At 70.0% G+C, this 17,392-nt stretch carries 17 protein-coding genes; 6 read left to right on the top strand and 11 right to left on the bottom strand.

Annotated elements, in window-relative coordinates:
• Positions 1 to 7 precede the first annotated feature (7 nt).
• The gene (locus tag AC0QSG_RS07790) at positions 8 to 1,444 is read right to left on the bottom strand and encodes an APC family permease (protein WP_475377187.1); all 1,437 of its coding nucleotides are present in this window, start codon (positions 1,442 to 1,444) and stop codon (positions 8 to 10) included.
• A gap of 231 nt (positions 1,445 to 1,675) precedes the next feature.
• Between AC0QSG_RS07790 and AC0QSG_RS07785 the strand changes: the two genes are divergently transcribed.
• The 5 genes from AC0QSG_RS07785 (at position 1,676) to AC0QSG_RS07765 (ending at position 5,201) form a co-directional block, all read left to right on the top strand.
• On the top strand, positions 1,676 to 2,128 hold the full coding sequence (locus tag AC0QSG_RS07785) for an FAS1-like dehydratase domain-containing protein (RefSeq protein WP_475377186.1): 453 nt from the start codon (positions 1,676 to 1,678) through the stop codon (positions 2,126 to 2,128).
• Positions 2,125 to 2,571: a MaoC family dehydratase gene (locus AC0QSG_RS07780; protein WP_435728780.1), complete on the top strand. Its 447-nt coding sequence runs from the start codon at positions 2,125 to 2,127 to the stop codon at positions 2,569 to 2,571. The genes AC0QSG_RS07785 and AC0QSG_RS07780 overlap by 4 nt, the downstream gene beginning before the upstream one ends.
• Before the next feature lie 56 nt (positions 2,572 to 2,627).
• Positions 2,628 to 3,803 (top strand): MFS transporter, encoded by a 1,176-nt coding sequence (locus AC0QSG_RS07775; protein WP_475377185.1) that lies wholly within the window; start codon positions 2,628 to 2,630, stop codon positions 3,801 to 3,803.
• Between the two features lie 10 nt (positions 3,804 to 3,813).
• Entirely contained in the window at positions 3,814 to 4,914 is a 1,101-nt protein-coding gene (locus AC0QSG_RS07770) for a UDP-N-acetylmuramate dehydrogenase (RefSeq protein ID WP_435728778.1), read from the top strand.
• 95 nt (positions 4,915 to 5,009) lie between these two features.
• Positions 5,010 to 5,201 (top strand): hypothetical protein, encoded by a 192-nt coding sequence (locus AC0QSG_RS07765; protein ID WP_435728777.1) that lies wholly within the window; start codon positions 5,010 to 5,012, stop codon positions 5,199 to 5,201.
• Positions 5,202 to 5,307: 106 nt separating this feature from the next.
• Here the strand turns inward: AC0QSG_RS07765 and asd are convergent, their stop codons facing one another.
• The 10 genes from asd to AC0QSG_RS07715 form a co-directional block, all read right to left on the bottom strand.
• On the bottom strand, positions 5,308 to 6,390 hold the full coding sequence (gene asd, locus AC0QSG_RS07760; protein WP_475377290.1) for an aspartate-semialdehyde dehydrogenase: 1,083 nt from the start codon (positions 6,388 to 6,390) through the stop codon (positions 5,308 to 5,310).
• A 118-nt stretch (positions 6,391 to 6,508) separates the two neighbouring features.
• On the bottom strand, positions 6,509 to 6,748 hold the full coding sequence (locus AC0QSG_RS07755; RefSeq protein ID WP_475377184.1) for an NF038396 family protein: 240 nt from the start codon (positions 6,746 to 6,748) through the stop codon (positions 6,509 to 6,511).
• Positions 6,745 to 7,317, bottom strand: coding sequence for a dihydrofolate reductase (locus tag AC0QSG_RS07750; RefSeq protein ID WP_475377183.1), 573 nt, complete (start codon positions 7,315 to 7,317; stop codon positions 6,745 to 6,747). Before AC0QSG_RS07750 ends, AC0QSG_RS07755 begins: the two co-directional genes overlap by 4 nt.
• Positions 7,314 to 8,117 (bottom strand): thymidylate synthase, encoded by an 804-nt coding sequence (locus AC0QSG_RS07745; protein WP_435728773.1) that lies wholly within the window; start codon positions 8,115 to 8,117, stop codon positions 7,314 to 7,316. Before AC0QSG_RS07745 ends, AC0QSG_RS07750 begins: the two co-directional genes overlap by 4 nt.
• 132 nt (positions 8,118 to 8,249) lie before the next feature.
• A complete protein-coding gene (locus AC0QSG_RS07740; protein WP_475377182.1) occupies positions 8,250 to 10,619 on the bottom strand; it encodes an HNH endonuclease signature motif containing protein in 2,370 nt (789 codons plus the stop codon).
• A gap of 389 nt (positions 10,620 to 11,008) precedes the next feature.
• A complete protein-coding gene (locus AC0QSG_RS07735; protein WP_435729141.1) occupies positions 11,009 to 11,335 on the bottom strand; it encodes a GNAT family N-acetyltransferase in 327 nt (108 codons plus the stop codon).
• 31 nt (positions 11,336 to 11,366) lie between these two features.
• Positions 11,367 to 12,335, bottom strand: a complete 969-nt coding sequence (locus tag AC0QSG_RS07730; RefSeq protein WP_475377181.1) for an NUDIX hydrolase — start codon at positions 12,333 to 12,335, stop codon at positions 11,367 to 11,369.
• A complete protein-coding gene (locus AC0QSG_RS07725) occupies positions 12,335 to 14,551 on the bottom strand; it encodes an RNA degradosome polyphosphate kinase (protein ID WP_475377180.1) in 2,217 nt (738 codons plus the stop codon). The genes AC0QSG_RS07730 and AC0QSG_RS07725 overlap by 1 nt, the downstream gene beginning before the upstream one ends.
• Before the next feature lie 111 nt (positions 14,552 to 14,662).
• Positions 14,663 to 15,652 carry a mycothiol synthase gene (gene mshD, locus AC0QSG_RS07720; RefSeq protein ID WP_475377179.1) on the bottom strand — a complete coding sequence of 330 codons (990 nt, stop codon included), beginning with the start codon at positions 15,650 to 15,652 and terminating at the stop codon, positions 14,663 to 14,665.
• Between the two features lie 43 nt (positions 15,653 to 15,695).
• Positions 15,696 to 16,394: a winged helix-turn-helix transcriptional regulator gene (locus AC0QSG_RS07715; RefSeq protein ID WP_475377178.1), complete on the bottom strand. Its 699-nt coding sequence runs from the start codon at positions 16,392 to 16,394 to the stop codon at positions 15,696 to 15,698.
• Between the two features lie 167 nt (positions 16,395 to 16,561).
• On the opposite strand from AC0QSG_RS07715, the gene AC0QSG_RS07710 reads away from it, so the two are divergent.
• Positions 16,562 to 17,317, top strand: coding sequence for a hypothetical protein (locus tag AC0QSG_RS07710; RefSeq protein WP_435729136.1), 756 nt, complete (start codon positions 16,562 to 16,564; stop codon positions 17,315 to 17,317).
• Positions 17,318 to 17,392 lie beyond the last annotated feature (75 nt).

The following is a 17,392-nucleotide window of genomic DNA, read 5'->3' as shown; positions in this document are numbered from 1 at the left end:
GTAGGCACTACCGGGAGCGTTCGCGCACCCGCTGCACGACCTGCTTCTCGGCGTCTGGGCCGGCGGCGATTCCGGCCGGGACCCGGAGGAAAAGGGCGAGGCCAACGACCCACCAGAGCCCGAACAGGATCCACGGTTCGACGCCGAGCTGCGCCGGCATTCCGGGCATGTAGAGACTGAACAGCGCCACCCCGAAGAACGCCGCGGCGACGCCGATGGCGAGCCCTCCGTTGCCGGCCCCGCCGATGCGCAGCGGCCGATCCATGTTCGGTTCCCGCCGGCGCAGGACCAGGAACGACACGGCCACCAGCGTGTAGGCCAGGACGATGCTGGGGGCGCCGGAATCGACCAGCCAGATCAGCATCTCGACTCCGAAGAACGGCGCGAGGAAACTCAGGGCACCGATGAACAGCAGGGCATTGTGCGGGGTGTGGTACTTCGGGTGCAGGCGTCCGAACAACGCTGGAAGCATGCCCGCGCGAGCCAGCGAAAACATCAGCCGCGACGCGCCCAGCAGCAGCGAGTTCCAGGACGTCAGGATTCCCGCGATGCCACCGGCGATCAGGACGTTGGCCATGATGGTGGAGCCGAACATGGCGCCGACGGCATCCGCGGTGGCGATGTCCGCGGCCGCGAGGTCCCCGACGGGCATGGCGGACGACGTCGTGAGGACCACCATGACATACCAGATCGTGGCGAGGACGACGGAGACGACCACCAGCTTGCCGATCTGGCGGGCCGGGATGTTGACCTCCTCGGCGGACTGCGGAATGACGTCGAACCCGACGAACAGGAACGGCACCACCACCAGGACGGCGAAGAACCCGTTGATGCCGCCGTTGAAGAGGGGCTCCATGTTCGCGACCTCGCCGCCGGTGAAGCTTCCCAGGATCATGACCAGGCCGATGGCCAGCAGAAACAGGACCACGAACGTCTGGACCACGCTGGCCTGCTTCACGCCGCGGATGTTGATCCAGGTGACGACGACGGCGGCCAAGGCGCCGACCAGCGCCCAGGTGAGGTGCACGTCGAAGCCCGCGACGGTCCAGAGCTTGACGTGGCTCAGGTTCGGCACGATGTACTCGACGGTCCGCGGCAGGGCAACCGCCTCGAAGGCGACAATCGTGATGTATCCGCCGATGATGCCCCACGATCCGATGAAGGAGGGCCGCGGCCCCATGGCGCGCATGATGTAGTTGTGCTCCCCGCCCGCCTTGGGCATCGCGGCGCAGAGCTCGGCGTAGGCGAGACCGACGACGGCCATGATGATGCCGCCGACAAGCATGGCGAGTGTGGCTCCCATGGTTCCCGCGGATTCGATCCAGCCGCCCGTGAGGACCACCCATCCGAAGCCGATCATGGCGCCGAAGCCGAGGGCGAGGACATCGAAGCGGCCCAGCACCTTCCTCAGGGAAGGTGCTGGCGGGGTGGTGGGGAGGGCCATGGCCCCTCCTTCGGGAACGGGCGGCGCCGCCCGACGGCCGTGGCCGGCGGGCATGCTGCCGCGAATAGCGGGACCCGTAAGTTCTACTCGGTGGCGGTTCGATCGGCAAGGGACCAATGCGGATCCGATCAGGCAAGGGGTCGTACGCCCTCGGACGGGTCGGTTCCCGGGGCCCGCCGGATAAGGTGGATACTGCCGGCGGAACGTCTGCCGCACCGAGCCAGGAGTGACATGAGCATCGATCCTGCCCTGCAGGGGCGCACCTACCCCGCCGGCGAGCCCTACGTCGTCGGCCGCGAGAAGATCCGCGAGTTCGCCGCGGCGGTCAAGGCCACCCATGCCGCGCACTTCAGCCCGGAGGCGGCCGCCGAGCTGGGATACGACGACGTCGTCGCGCCCCCTACGTTCGCCATCATCGTGGCGCAGAAGGCGGACGCCCAGCTGATCTCCGACCCGGAGTCCGGGATCGATTTCTCCCGCGTCGTCCACGCGGATCAGCGCTTCACGCACCACCGGCCCATCGTGGCCGGCGACGCACTCGTCGTCGAACTGAACGTGGACCAGGTCCGCGCCATGGGCGGCGGGGCCATGATCACCACCCGCTCCGAAATCGCCAACGCGGCCGGGGAACCGGTCGCCACCACCGTTTCGTCGCTGCTTGTGCGCGGAGAGGACAAGGCATGACCGCCATCGACTTCGACACCCTGGAAACCGGGCAGTCCATCGGCACCGCCACGGTCACCGTGAACCGCGCCGACCTGGTCCGCTACGCCGGGGCCAGCGGGGACCTGAACCCCATCCACTGGAACGAACGCTTCGCCCTCGAGGTGGGCCTGCCCGGCGTCATCGCCCACGGAATGTTCACCATGGGCGCCGCCGTGCAGCTGGTCACCGACTGGGTCGGCGACCCGGCGGCGATCGTCGACTACCAGACGCGCTTCACGAAGCCGGTCCCCGTCGAGGACCCGGCCGGCTCCAACCCGACGGACGCTGCGGGCACCGAGATCGCGGTCTCCGGCGCCATCGGAAAGCTCGACGCCGAGGCGCGCACCGCGCGCGTCGACCTGACCGTCGTCGTCGGCGGGCAGAAGGTCCTGGTCAAGGCGCAGGCCGTGGTGCGCTTCTGACACCCGGCGGAATCCCGACGCGACGCGCGTCGACCACCTCGTGGCGCAACGGCGTCGTGGCCGCGTATTTCGCCTCCGGCGTCGTGGTCGCCACGCTGGTGTCGCGCCTGCCGTCCGTCCGCGACGGGCTGGGCCTCACCCACGGACAGGTGGGCCTGCTGCTGCTGAGCCTGACGCTCGGCGCGTTCGTGAGCGTCTCCCTGTCCGGGCTGGTGGTCCTGCGCGTGGGGTCCGGCCACACCATCCGCGGCGGCGCCCTGCTGGTGTCCGTCGCGCTGGCGGCCGCCGGCATCGGAGTCGGGGCGCTCGGGAGCGTCCCGGCGACCGGATCAGCGCTTGCCCTCCTCGGCGCCGGAACCGCCTGTTGGAACGTCGCCTCCAACGTCCAGGGCGCCGCCATGGAAACGGAGCTCGGCCGGGCCATCATGCCCGTCCTGCACGGCTGCTTTAGCGTCGGGACCATCGTCGGGGCGGGCGCCGGAGCTCTGGCGTCGTGGCTGTCCGTGCCGGTCGGCTGGCACTACTCCGCGGCCGCCGCCGGCGTCGCCGCGCTGGTCCTTTGGGCCGCGCGGGCCTTCCGCGCCGACACCGGCGGCACGCCGGCCGCCGCGGCCGGCACGTCCGCCGGTTCGGGCTCGGTGATGGGCCGCACGTGGCGGGAACCGCGCACGGTGTTGCTCGGTGCCATGGTGCTGGGCATGGCACTGGCGGAGGGCGCCGCCGGGGACTGGGTGGCACTGGCGCTCGCGGACGGCTACGCGACGACCAACGCCGTCGGCGCGCTCGGCTACGGCGTGTTCGTCACCGCCATGGCCACCGCCCGGCTCGGCGGCGGACGCCTGCTCGAGCGAATCGGACCCGTGGCCGCCATGCGCGCCAGCGCCGTCGCGGCGCTCGCTGGCGTCCTCCTCTTCGTCGGCGCCGGTTCCGTGCCGCTCGCCTTCGCCGGACTGGCCTTGTGGGGACTCGGCGTCGCGCTGGTCTTCCCCGTGGCCATGACCGCCGCCTCCGACGACCCGCTCCGCGCCGCCGCGCGCGTCTCCGTCGTCTCGACGATCGGCTACGGCGCGTTCCTCTGCGGCCCGCCGCTGCTGGGGCTGCTGGCGGACCGGATCGGCCTGCTCAACGCGCTGGCGGCGCTCGCCGTCCTGGTGGTCGCCTCGTTCTTCCTCGCCGGCAACACGCGCCCGTCGGCGACCGCGGCCACGGGCGGGCACCGGGATTCCGATTAGGCTGGAGGGCGTGAGTGCCACCCTGTTGTCGTCCCTGACCACCACCGCCGTCGGTGGGCCCGCCGGCCGCTACCTCGAAGCGAGCAACGAGCGCGCCATCATCGACGCGGTCTCCGCGGCCGACGCCGCCGGCGAGGACCTGCTGATCGTCGCGGGGGGCTCCAACCTCGTGGTCGACGACGCCGGGTACCCCGGCACGGTGCTGCGCATCGCCTCGGAGGGCGTTGCCATTGACGATCCGGACGCTACCTGCGGCGGCGCGATCGTCACCGTCCAGGCCGGCCACCCCTGGGACGACGTCGTGGCGCGCACCCTCGACGCGGGCCTCGGCGGGCTCGAGGCCCTGTCAGGCATCCCCGGATCCACGGGAGCGACGCCGGTGCAGAACGTCGGCGCGTACGGCACCGACGTCTCCAAGACCATCTCCCGCGTCCGCACGTGGGACCGGACCACTGGGCGCGTGCGGAGCTTCGCGAACGCGGACCTGGGTTTCGGCTACCGCGACTCGGTCCTCAAGCGGACGACGACGAACGGCTCGCCCCGGTACGTGGTCCTGACGGTGGAGTTCCAGCTGGAGCCCGGCGGACTCGGCGCGCCGGTGGCGTACGCCGAGCTCGCCAAGGCGCTTGGATGCGCGGTCGGGGACCGCGTCGAGGCCACGCGGATCCGCACCGAGGTGCTGCGGCTTCGGGCAGGCAAGGGCATGGTGCTCGATCCGGGGGACCGGGACACGTTCAGCACCGGTTCCTTCTTCACCAACCCGATCGTCTCCGCGGAGACGGCCGCGTCGCTGCCCCAGGACGCGCCGCGCTTCCCGGTTGTCGGAACCGGCGGAACCGCCGCGGCCGACGGGCTGGTCAAGCTGTCGGCGGCCTGGCTGATCGACCGCGCCGGGTTCGGCAAGGGCTTCGGGCTCCCGGGCACTCCCGGGGAAGCGTTGGCCGGGGGCCGGGCCGCGTTGTCAACGAAGCACACGCTGGCCATCGCGAACCGGGGCGAGGCAACGGCGTCGGACATTCTGGCAGTCGCGCGCGCGGTCCGCGCCGGCGTCGTGGATGCGTTCGGGATCGAGCTTCACAACGAGCCGCTGCTGATCAACTGCGCCCTATAGCGGAGGTGGGGGACCGGAAGGGCCGGCTTCGTGAGCGGACGCGAGAGCCCGCCCCGCCGTGGACAGAACGCCCTAGTGAGGTGGATCATGGGGACATGGAACACACCACGAGTCTTGAGCACGCGATGGACATGGCGCAGGGCAACCTGAAGGAAGCCAAGCGGCTGTTGGACCACGGAACCAAGGCGCATGCCGCCGGGGAGATCGACGATGCGCGGTTGCAGCAGCTCCAGCGCCTCTACGACACCGCCAACGAGGATGTCCTGCGGGTCAGGCGCGAAAACTAGAAGGTCCGCGCCGTCCGGGCAAAACGGGAAAGCCCGCGCCGCCCGTCCCCAAGGGGAGGTCGACGCGGGTCCATGCCGGTATTCGGCGCCGTGATGCCCGGTACCGCTAGAGCCTGCCCTGCGCGATGGCCAGCATGCGGCGAAGCGGCTCGGCGGCGCCCCAGAGGAGCTGGTCGCCGACCGTGAACGCGGAGATGTACTCGGGGCCCATTTCGAGCTTGCGGATGCGGCCCACCGGGATGTCCAGGGTGCCGGAGGCGGAAACCGGGGTCAGCGCGTCGACCGTGGCCTCCTTGGTGTTCGGAACGACCTTCGCCCACTCGTTGTCGGCGTCGAGCAGTCTCTCGATCTCGGCTAGGGGGAGGTCCTCGCGCAGCTTGAGGGTGAGGGCCTGCGAGTGCGATCGCATCGCGCCGATGCGGACGCAGAGCCCGTCGACGGCGATGTGGTTGGAGTCGTCCGTGCCGAGGATCTTGTTGGTCTCGACCCCCGCCTTCCACTCCTCCTTGGACTGGCCGTTGCCGAGGTCGGCGTCGATCCACGGGATGAGGGAGCCCGCCAGCGGGACGCCGAACTGGGTCGCGTCGAGGCCGCTGCGCTGCGCGGCGAGGACCTTGTGGTCGATCTCGAGGATCGCGGACGCCGGGTCGGAGAGGTCGTCGGCGACGTGGGCATTGATGTCGCCGAACTGGGTCAGCAGTTCGCGCATGTGGCGCGCGCCGCCGCCGGAGGCCGCCTGGTAGGTCATGGCGGTGCCCCACTCGACCAGTCCGTTGCGGAACAGTCCGCCGAGGCCCATGAGCATGCAGGAGACCGTGCAATTGCCGCCGACGAAGTCGCGGGTGCCGTTGGCCAGACCGGCGTCGATGACGTTCCGGTTGACCGGGTCCAGGACGATGATCGAGTCGTCGTTCATGCGCAGCGTCGAGGCCGCGTCGATCCAGAGGCCGTCCCAGCCGCGGGCGCGCAGGTCGCCGTGCACGGCCTTGGTGTAGTCCCCGCCCTGCGCCGTGACGATGATCGGCAGCTTGGCCAACTCGTCCAGGTCGTGCGCGTTCTTCAGCACGGGGGCGCCCTCCGCGAACGCCGGGGCGGCGCCGCCGGGGTTCGAGGTGGAGAAGAACACGGGGTCGAGGTGGGCGAAGTCGCCCTCGTCCCGCATGCGCTGCATGAGGACGGAGCCGACCATGCCCCGGTAACCAACGAAACCAACTGAAGAAGTCATACCCACCATGGTAGGGCGGCGGCGCGAGGCGGGAAGAGTCGGTTACGGCCGACGGCCGGGCGTTCGGACCGGATTTGCGGGGCTATCGCCCGGTGGAATCCCCGTCCAACAGGCGACGACGCCGTCCGATCGCCCAGAAGGAACCGAAGGCGAAGGCCTGCGTAATGGTGAACAACACCACAAGCCCGCCGATAGTCTGGCCCATCACGATCATCCACAGTCCCAGCGCGGCGCAGATGAGCGCCAGCATTGGAAACAGCATGAAGCCGAGCGCGAAGAGCGGCTCGGGTTTGCCGGTCAGTTCCCTGAGTGCTTCTTTCACGGTGTCTTCTCCCAAAGCTCGAAGCGGTATTCCAGCCCGGTCGACGACGTCAGCCACCCCTCGCCGGGATCGGACATGGTTTTGCGCCAGGTCTGGCCCAGGCTCGGGGCGTGCGTGTCGCCGTCGATGGCGGAGTTGATGACGGTGACGACGGCGGTGTCGGCGAGGGGTTCGCACGCCTCGTACACCTTGCCCCCGCCACAGATCCAGATCTCCTCGGCGCCGTCGGCGGTGCGCGCGGTTTCGAGGGCTTCCTCGGGGGAATGCACGACGGCGCCGCCCGCCCCGCGCACGTCGGCGGAGGTTCCGGCGTCGGAAGTCAGGACGATGTTGGTGCGTCCGGCGAAGGGGCGGAAGCGCGGCGGGATGGACTCCCAGGTGCGCCGGCCCATGACGACGGGATGGCCCATGGTGGTCCGCTTGAAGTGCGCCATGTCCTCGGGCAAATGCCAAGGCATGGTGCCGTTGTTGCCGATGGTTCCGTCGATGGTCTGTGCCCAGACCATGCCGATCCGTGGCTCTCGTTCCGGGCGCGCGGAGTGGCCGGGGCCGTTAAGTTGTTCACTCATACGGCGATCGGGGCTTTGATCGCGGGGTGGTGGCGGTAGCCGAGCACCTCGAAGTCCTCAAGCGTGTAGTCGAAGATGCTCTCCGGGACGCGCGCGATCGCCAGCCGGGGGTATTCGTAGGGGTCGCGAGAGAGCTGCTCGGCGACCTGGTCCACGTGGTTGTCGTAGATGTGAACGTCGCCGCCGGTCCAGACGAATTCGCCGACCTCTAGCCCCGTCTGCTGCGCCACCATGTGGGTCAGCAGGGCGTAGGAGGCGATGTTGAAGGGGACACCGAGGAACATGTCGGCGCTGCGCTGGTACAGCTGGCAGGAGAGCTTGCCGTCGGCGACGTAGAACTGGAAGAAGGCATGGCACGGGGGCAGGGCCATGTTGTGCAGCTCGGAGACGTTCCAGGCGGAGACGATGTGCCGGCGCGAGTCCGGGTTGGACTTGATGGACTCGACGACCTGGGCGATCTGGTCGATGTGTCCGCCGTCCGGCGTGGGCCACGAGCGCCACTGGACGCCGTAGACCGGGCCGAGCTCTCCGGCGTCGTCCGCCCATTCGTTCCAGATCGTGACGCCCTGCTCGCGCAGCCAGGAGACGTTGGAATCGCCGCGCAGGAACCACAGGAGCTCGAGTGCCACCGATTTGAAGTGGACGCGCTTGGTGGTGATCAGGGGGAACGATTCGGCGAGGTCGAAGCGCAGTTGGCGCCCGAAAACGCTGCGCGTTCCGGTGCCGGTGCGGTCCGATTTCGTGGTGCCGTTGGCCAGCACGTCGCGGAGGAGATCCTCGTACGGGGTCGCAATAGTCACCGAGCCAGTCTAGCCGTCGTCCCCTGTGGCCCAGTCCAACCGTCGGCGCACGAGGGCGATGACCTCCGCGTCGGAGACGCTCACCTCACGGGCGGCGAGACGGTCCGACGAGTTCACGCAGCGGATAGCGATCTAGAACGGTGGTTCGTCGTCGTTGACGGCGCCGTTGGGTTGCCCGGGCCCCGGCTCCGGTTCTGGGTCCGGTGGTTGGGGTTGGCTGGTGTCGGTTTTTTGGCGGAGTTCGGCCAGTGATCGTCGCCAGGATTCTTCGGCTTCGGCTTCGGCTTGGTGCTCGGTTCGGATTCCGCCGTTGTGGGGGTCCGGGCCACGATCGCTTCGGCCGCCGGGCGGCGGCGGTGGTTTGGTGGTTTGCCAGGGGATTTCGGTGTCGGTGTTGTAGGTGAATCCGGCCGGCGAGGTGTGGGTGACGGAGCCGTTTCCGGTGGTGAGGGTTTGCCAGAGTCCGACGGTTTTCATCTTGTGGTGTTTGGGGCAGCGCGGGGCGAGGTTGTCCAGGTCGGTGGTTCCGCCGTCCTGCCATTCGGTGATGTGGTCGTTTTCGGAGTCCACGCGCGCGCAGCCGATGTGGGTGCAGTAGGGGTCCCGGGCGGTGAGCATCCGGCGCATCGGTTCGGTGGGTCGGTAGCGGGCCCGTCCCATGGCGACGATCGCGGTGCCGTCGGGGGAGGCGTAGAGCGTCGCCCACGTCGCGGCAAGCCGGGCCAGGTGCAGGGCGGCGGCGGGGTCGATCGGGCCGTATCCGGCCAGTTCGCACACCTCGGGACCGCCACCGGATCCCGCACCGGGTCCCGCGCCGGATCCCGCACCTGGTCCCGCGCCGGGTCCCGCGCCGGGTTTGGCGCCGTCCGCCGGGTCGGCGCCTGCGGCCGCGGCGTCCGGATCGCCGGTCTCGGTGGCCGCGGTGTCCGTGGTGGTTGTTTCGTTTGCCGGGACCGATCCGTCCGCGGTTTCGGCGTCCGGGGTCGTTTCAGACGCCCTGGCAGGGGCCGTGGCCGTGTCCGGACCGCTGTCCTGCGCCGGGCGGGTGCCCGCCGGGATGTCCGCGGCGCCACCCCCGCGGGTTCCTTCGCCGCCGACCGCCCCATCAGCCCCGCACGCCCCGACACCCCGCTCGTGGGCGACGGCAGCGCCGTCACCACCGTCGGCGGCCCTGTCGCCGGCGGCGTCTGCGCCATGGACGGCCCCGCCGCCGGCAGCGTCCCTGCCCCCGAACGACGCTCCGTCCCTGCCGCCTCGATCGCCAGGCGGGGCCGTCCCGGCCGTGCGGTGGGGAGGAAAGCCGGTGGGGCGGCCAGCGCCGCCTCCGCCGCCGGCGCCGGAGGGAGCGCCCGTGGCGTCCGCGCCGTCCGCGCCGTCCGCGCCGTCCGCGCCGTCCGCGTCGTCGGCGTCGTCGGTGGCGCCCGCGCTATCGGCGTTCCCGGCGTCGTCCGTGGCGTCCGTGGCGTCCATGGCGGCGAGGGTGGTTTCCAGGAGGGTGCCGGCGTCGCCGGTGAGGACGTCGTGCGGGAGCAGGACCATGATCTCGGCCTTGATGTTCGCCCACGTGTCCCCGTCCTCGGTGCCCAGCACCAGGGCGGCCAGGACGTCGGCGCGCAGCTGCGCCATGGTCCGCTCCTCGCCCTGGACGCGGTGCAGGGTCGTGGCGATGCGTTGGATCCGGTCCATCATCGCCACCGCGTCCACCGCGTGGAGCTCGGCGTGCATCCGAGACATCCCGTCCGTTCCGGGTTCGACCCAGACCCCGCGCTTTTCCCCGGCGGCCTTCACCCGCTCCCGCAGCACCCCCGGACCCATCTTCGCCTGCACCCGCCGGGCCTTCTTCCCCAAATCCGCCGGGGTGCGTCCGGGGGCGAAGGCCAGCAGCTCGGCCTCCAGCCAGTCCCGCTGCGCCTCCATCAACTCCACCTCCGCCGCCACGTCCCGCCGGTACCGCTCCAGCACGGCCGGGTCCGCCCCGTTCCCCGGAGGGGGGACCGCGGCGGGCTGGACGGCCTCGCAGGCCTCCAGGATCACCCGCAGGTGCCCGAACCCCAGCTCCCCGTTCCCCAGCGCGGTAAGGGACGCCTTCCGGTGGGTGGTGAGCTCGATCGCGTGGGCGACGCGCGCCTGCATCGTCGCCTCGGACGTTCCGGTCGCCGGGGCCAGTTCGGTCGCCGCGGCCGCCGTCGCCCACCAATCCACCTTCGGGTCCGTCTCGGCGAACTCCGCGCGCAACCGCTCCGCCCACGGCCGGTAGACGCCCCGGGAGGTCCTGGCCAGTTCGGTGAGCTCCGCCAACCGCTCGCGGTGGACCGCCTCCACGGCCGCGGCCCGCAACCGCACCTCGTCCGCGTCCAACCCCGCACGCCGCCGGGCGCCCTCGCGGGTCAGCAACACCGCCTCCTCCAACGTCAGCGCCCCCGGATCCACCACCCGCAACCGCCCACCCACGAACAACGCATGCTCCGCCGACACGCCCTCCACCGCCTCGACCGGCTCCACCAACCCCGTCCCGCCAGGCTCCCCGGCAGACCCCGAATGCCGGGCGGAACCGGAATCCGCGGAATCCGCCGCGCCACCCGCGGACCCGGTGGATGCGGAGCCTTCGGACCCGCCAGGGCCCGGGACCGCGCCCCGCGCGTCCCCCCGGCCACTCTCCGAATCCCGCTTCCCGTCCATACACCAACACTAGAAAACAGATACGACAGAATAGACCCCAAGACACCATTTGGGGAAAAGAGATGCTAATTTCCCACTCATTTGAAACCGTGGAGGAACAACCCCTGCCGCACCAAGGAATCGGGACTGGAGCCGACGGGCTCCGAACAGAAGTGCGCCGGCGCGCGTGTCCGAGCACCCCGCCCAACTTTCGGTGCTACGTGCCTACGCGCCTACGCGGCAACCAAACGGTTGTACTCCGGGTACCGACGCAGGTAGTCCTGCACATAAGTGCACTCGGGGATGATCCGTTTTCCGCGCGACTCCAAGTCTTCGAACACGAGGGTGACCAGTGCCCGCGCGTAGCCGCGGCGGCCGTACGCCTCGTTGATGATCGTGTGCTGGAGATCCACGACACCATCCTCGTCGCGGAAACCCACGAAGCCGATGTAGGTATCCGCGTGCCACAGGGAGTACCGCCCGCGGTCGTCGTCACGGTCGAGCCGCAGTCCCTCGTGGACAATCTTCGCGGGTTGTTTGGCCGGTTGGTGCTTCGTCATGTCAGGCTCCTCGGGCTGGTTGCTCACAAGGCTAGTCCTCGAAGGCCTCGTAGACCTCCACTGACACCAGTTTGCCGTCGCGGCCCGGGGTCCGTTGGACCACGATCATCGCCCCGGGGCGCAGGTAGGGGTCCGACGACGGCAGCAGCGCGGTGTGCTGGTTCGGCATCTTGGCAGCCAGCACAGAGAGGGCACTGGGCAGCACCGGCCGGTGCGTGCACACCACCGTCGGCTGTCCCTTGTCGAGGAGCTTCTGGATCGCGCGGCGGGCCTTCTCGGGGTTCCGCTTGTTCTCGCGCTCTGTGATGGACCCGACCGTTTTCATCGCCAGGCCGGTGACATGAAGATAAGGCATCACGGTCTGCGTGCACCGCGTCCACGGACTCGTCGCGACCTTCGTGGGCCTCCACGCGGCCAGCAGGCTGGACACGGCCAACGCCTGCCGCCGTCCGGTGGCGGCCAAGGGGCGTTTGCCCTCCTCCTTCGTCCAGCTCGAGCGGGGCTTCGCCTTGGCGTGCCGGACGATGATGAACGGAGTCGTCTCCAGCTTGCCCGCCTCGTAGGCGGCGACGAGGGCGTCCAAGGGCACGACGTCGGAGGGGTTGGTGAGCAGCCGGCGCGCCTCCTCGTGCGTCGCCCAGCGCACGGCGTCGACCTCGTCGCCGTCGGGAACGGCCTTGGCCCGCCCGACGTGCGCGGCCCAGTAGTAGACCACCTTCGCGCCGGATGCGACGTCGTAGCTGATGGCCGGCAGCGGAACCCCCAGCGCGACGTCGATGCCCACCTCTTCGCGGACCTCGCGGACCGCGCACTCGGGGACGGTTTCGCCGTCGTCCAGCTTGCCCTTGGGCCAGGACCAGTCGTCGTAGCGCTCGCGGTGGATCAGCAGGAGCTGCAGGCCCTCGCCGTTGACGCGCCAGGGCAGGACCCCGGCCGCGACGACTTTGAACGCGGAACCTGCGATCGACTCGTCGTCGCAGGAGCGCACGAGAGGCGCCATCAGAGCCGGACCGCGCCGCGCTGGCGACGGCGCGAATCCAGCAGCCAGCTCTGGATGTCGCGCAGCGCCGTGCCGTCCTCGGCCTCGTTGTGGCGTGCCCAGACGCCGTCCGAGTCGAGGTGCCAGCTGGCCGTGCGCTCGTCCATGTAGCGGTCCATCAGCGCCACGAGGTCCACGATGTCCTCGCGGTTGGACAGCCGCACGAGGGCCTCGACGCGGCGGTCGAGGTTGCGGTGCATCATGTCGGCGGACCCGATGAAGACCACGGGGCTGCCGGCGTTGGCGAACATGAAGACGCGCGAGTGCTCCAGGAAGCGGCCGAGGACCGAGCGCACGCGGATATTCTCACTCAATCCGGGCACCCCGGGACGCAGCGCGCAGATGCCGCGCACGATCACATCCACGTTCACGCCCGCCTGCGACGCGCGGTACAGGGCGTCGATGATGGCCTCGTCGACCATGGAGTTGACCTTGATGACCACGCGGGCGTCGAGGCCCGCGCGGCGGTTGGCGATCTCCTGCTCGATCCGGTCGATCAGACCCGAGCGCAGCGAACGCGGGGCCACGAGGAGCCGCTTGAACGTGGACCGCGGCGCGTACCCGGAAAGCTGGTTGAAGAGCTTGGACAGGTCCTCGCCGACCTGGTCGTCCGCGGTGAGCAGGCCGAGGTCCTCGTAGTAGCGGGCCGTCGCCGGGTGGTAGTTGCCCGTGCCGATGTGGCAGTAGCGCCGGAGCCTGTCGCCCTCGCGCCGCACGACCAGGGACAGCTTGCTGTGGGTCTTGAGGCCCACGATGCCGTAGACCACGTGCACGCCGGCCTGTTCCAGCTTCCGCGCCCAGGAGATGTTGGCCTGCTCGTCGAAGCGCGCCTTGATCTCCACCAGGGCCAGCACCTGCTTGCCGGCCTCCGCGGCGTCGATCAGCGCGTCCACGATCGGGGAGTCGCCCGAGGTGCGGTACAGCGTCTGCTTGATGGCCTGGACCTTGGGGTCCGCGGCCGCCTGCTCCAGGAAGGCCTGGACGGAGGTGGAGAACGAATCGTAGGGGTGGTGCAGCAGGATGTCGCGGCGGCGCATCGCGGCGAACATGTTCGCCGCCTTGGACGTCTCCGACTCGTTGAGGTATCGGCTGGTGTGGGCCAACTGTTTCGGGTAGCGGAGGTCCGCCCGGTCGATGCGGGAGATCTGGGTCAGTCCGCGCAGGTCCAGTGGCGCCGGCAGCTCGTAGACCTCGTCCTCCTCGACCCCCAGTTCGCGCACCAGCAGCGAGCGTACCGCGGGGTTGATGTCGTTCGCGACCTCGAGGCGCACGGGCGGGCCGAAGCGGCGGCGCAGGAGTTCCTTTTCGAGTGCCTGGAGGAGGTTCTCGGCGTCGTCCTCCTCCACCTCGAGGTCCTCGTTGCGGGTAACGCGGAAGGAGTGGTGCTCCACGATCTCCATGCCCGGGAACAGGAGGTCCAGATGTTGGGCGATGACATCCTCGAGCGTGATGAAGCGCGCCACGCGTCCGGGCGAGTTGCCCGCGCGGGGGCCGTCGACGGAGATCAGCCGCGGCAGCACGTCCGGGACCTTCAGGCGCGCGAAGAGCTCCTTGCCGCTGATCGGGTTGCGCACGATCACGGCCAAATTCAGCGACAGCCCCGAGATGTAGGGGAACGGGTGGGCTGGATCGACGGCCAGCGGCGTGAGGACGGGGAACACCTGGTCGGAGAACCAGCGGCGGAGTTCCTCCTTGGCCTGGTCGTCGAGCTCGTCCCAGCGGTTGATGAGGATCTGCTCCCGCGCAAGTGCAGGGCGCAGCTGCTCGGCGAAGACGTGGGCGTGGCGGAGCTGGAGTTCCTTGGCGGACTCCAGGATGTGGTCCAACTGGTCGATGGGGCTGATGCCGGCGGGGGAGGGCACGGCCAGGCCGGTGGCGATGCGGCGCTTGAGGCCGGCGACGCGCACCATGAAGAACTCGTCCAGGTTGGACGCGAAGATGGACAGGAAGCCGACCCGCTCCAGCAGGTAGAGGTCCTCGTCCTCGGCCAGTTCCAGGACACGCGCGTTGAAGTGCAGCCAGCTGAGCTCGCGGTCCAGGAAACGGTCCTGCGAGAAGTCGCCGTCGGGTAGCAGCGAGGGCCCGAAGTCCGGCAGTTCGATCCGGTCCTGGGTGGCCCGCGCGGATGGCATGTCGCTGTCGCCGAAGGTGGTGGAGACCACCGGTGTCGTGTCCATCGGGCGTGTCCTAACGGTTGCTGTTCTGTGGTGCGGACCGGGCCGGGTCCGGGCGCCGCCAAGTGCTCGCAGCCCCGGCCGGAGCCGCCGCTTCACTCTACCCGGCAGGGCCTAGGCGATGGGCTTGGTGGAAGCCGTTGCGGCATACATGACGTCGACGTCCCACCGGGTGAATCCGAGCTTGCGGTAGAGCTCGACGGCGGCCGTGTTGTCCGCATCGACGTAGAGCATGACCGCCTCCAACCCCCGGGTGTGCAGGTGTTCGATCCCGGCCAGCGTGAGCGCCTTGCCGAGGCCGGTGCCCTGGGCGGCGGGGACGACGCCGACGACGTACACCTCGCCGATTCCCTGGTGGTTTCCCGTGCGCGGGTTGACGACCGCCGGGTGCCGCTTGGTCCAGTGGAAGCCCAGGATGCGGTCCTCCGCATCGACGGCCAGCAGGAAGCCCTCCGGGTCGAACCAGTCCTCGGACATCCGCGCGTCGAGGTCGGAGCGCTTCATGGCGCCCTGCTCCGCGTGGTCGGCGAACGCCGCGGCGTTCGCCGCCAGCCAGGCCTCCTCGTCGCGGCCGGGAACGAACGGGCGCACGGTGACACCGTCCGGCGCCTTGGCCGATTCCAGGCCCTCCTTGTGCGTGAGGCGCATCCGCCAGAGTTCCCGAACGGGGACGAATCCGTTTTCCTCCGCGAGCCGGGCCGCGGCCTCGTGGTTGCCGTGGGACCAGGCGTGCAGGCGCGCCAGATCCGTCTGCGCGCCGACGATGGAAAGCAGGGCGGCGCCGATCCCGTCGTTGCGGTATTCGGGGTGCACCACCACCTCCAGGGTCCCGGCGGCGGCGTCGCGCGGTTGCAGCGCGACGGCCACGCCCAGGAGCTCGGCCGAGTCGTGTCCTTCGCCATCCGTCAGGTAGGCGTACGCGCCGAGCAGCGCGTCGGCGTCGTCGTTGGTGCGGAGTTCCACCAGCGTCTGCTCGCTCAGGGGAGGGTTGCCGTCGGAGTCCTCGGCGGCGGCGGCGAGTTTCCGGATGCGGTCGAACACTTCGGGCTCGGGCCGTCCCTTGAGGGTGCTGATGGTCCAGTCGGTGTTCACGGATGCGCTCATGGAACCAACATAGCGCCGTGCCGCGGGCTTTGGGGAGACGCTTTTATGCCTCGACGGTTTCGTCGGCCTCGCTGTGGCGGGTGTTGGTGAAGCGGTAGCCGACGTTGCGGACCGTCCCGATCAGCTGCTCGTGGTCCGTGCCGAGTTTGGCGCGCAGCCTCCGCACGTGGACGTCCACGGTCCGCGTGCCCCCGTAGTAGTCGTAGCCCCACACCTCGTGCAGGAGCTGGTCGCGTGTGAACACCCGTCCCGGGTGCTGCGCGAGGTACTTCAGCAGCTCGAATTCCTTGTAGGTCAGGTTCAGCGGTTCGCCGTGGACCTTGGCGGTGTAGCTGGATTCGTCGATGACGACGCCGGCCGCGCGGATCTCGGTCGATTCGTCGGTGGCGCCGGACGGGCGGACGGTCGCCAGGCGCAGCCGCGCCTCCACTTCCGCCGGTCCGGCGGTGTCCAGCACGACGTCGTCCGCCTGCCACAGGGAGGACACGGCCGCCATGCCGCCCTCGGTGAGGATCAGCATGATGGGGGCGGAGAGGCCGGTCGTGCGCAACAGCTGGCAGAGCGACCGGGACCCCGAGAGGTCCTTACGGGCGTCCACCATGACGACGTCGGCGGCCTCGGCGTTGAGCAAGGCGGTCGCCGCGGCGGGGAAGATGCGGACCTCGTGCGCCAGAAGCTCCAGTGCGGGGAGCACGTCGATGGATGGGCCGGACGCGTTCGTCAGAAGCATAATGCTGGCCATGTGCGGGCCTCCTCAAAGCCTATGGATCCGAGCGCGTCGTTGGGACCGGGTTCACACAAGTATAAATGTGCGTGCCGATCCGGCCGCGGGGCCGGCGTCACGAACACGCAACACGCATGGTTTGCGCCCGTCTGCGGCGCGTCAGCGCGATAGGGCAGGATGGAGGGGTGAGGACCAAAACCGCCGCAGGATCAGCACTGGCCGCCACCGCAGCCGTGGTCGCCGCCAGCTACGCGGACGCCGGCGCGTCGAACGCGCTGGTGTGGGCAGTCGTCACCGTGCTGGTCCTGCTGTTCGCCATCGGCTGGCCGCGGATGATGGACCTTCCCGCGGCCTCCTCCGCATCCGTGTTGGTGGCGCTGGCCGGTTGGGCGGCGGCGACCGTGGCGTCCGCGTCCAGCATGCCGGAGCCCATGAAGTGGATGGCGGCCTGCGCGGCAGTGGGTGTGATTGCCGTGTTCGTCGCGCAACTGATGCGCGGGACCGGCGAACGGCAGCGGTTGGAGTCCACGGTCACCGGGGCCGGCGGGATCGTCGTCGCCGTCTTCGGCTCGGGATGGGTCGCCGTCGACCGGCTGGCGCCCAACGCCTCCAACTCCTCCATGATGGTCGTCTCGGGGCTCAGCATCGCCGCGGCGGTGCTCGCGGGAACGATCCGCTGGCCGGACCGGGTCACGGCGCCCCTGGGATTGCTCGTGGCCGCCCTGGTCGGCGGCGTCGGAAGCGTCATCGGGACCGATATCCCCATCTTCGCCGGCGTCGCGGTCGGCGCCGTGGTGGGCGCCGTCGTCGTCGGTTGCCGTGTCCTTATGGTCGCCGAGCGCGGCGCCCGGGGAACGCTGGCCGCGATCGCCGCCGGGGTCGCGCCCGTCCTGGCGGCCGGCGCGCTGGCGTACTACGTCGAGCGGCTCCTGCTGCGCTGAGCCAGGCGTCCGCGCGCCGTCGCAATGTTGCGGCCGGTGCCGAAACCACCGCCGCCGTTGGATAGGATGGACGCA

It is taken from the genome of Arthrobacter sp. LT660 (assembly GCF_056172845.1).
This window is presented reverse-complemented; position numbering and strand designations above follow the sequence as displayed.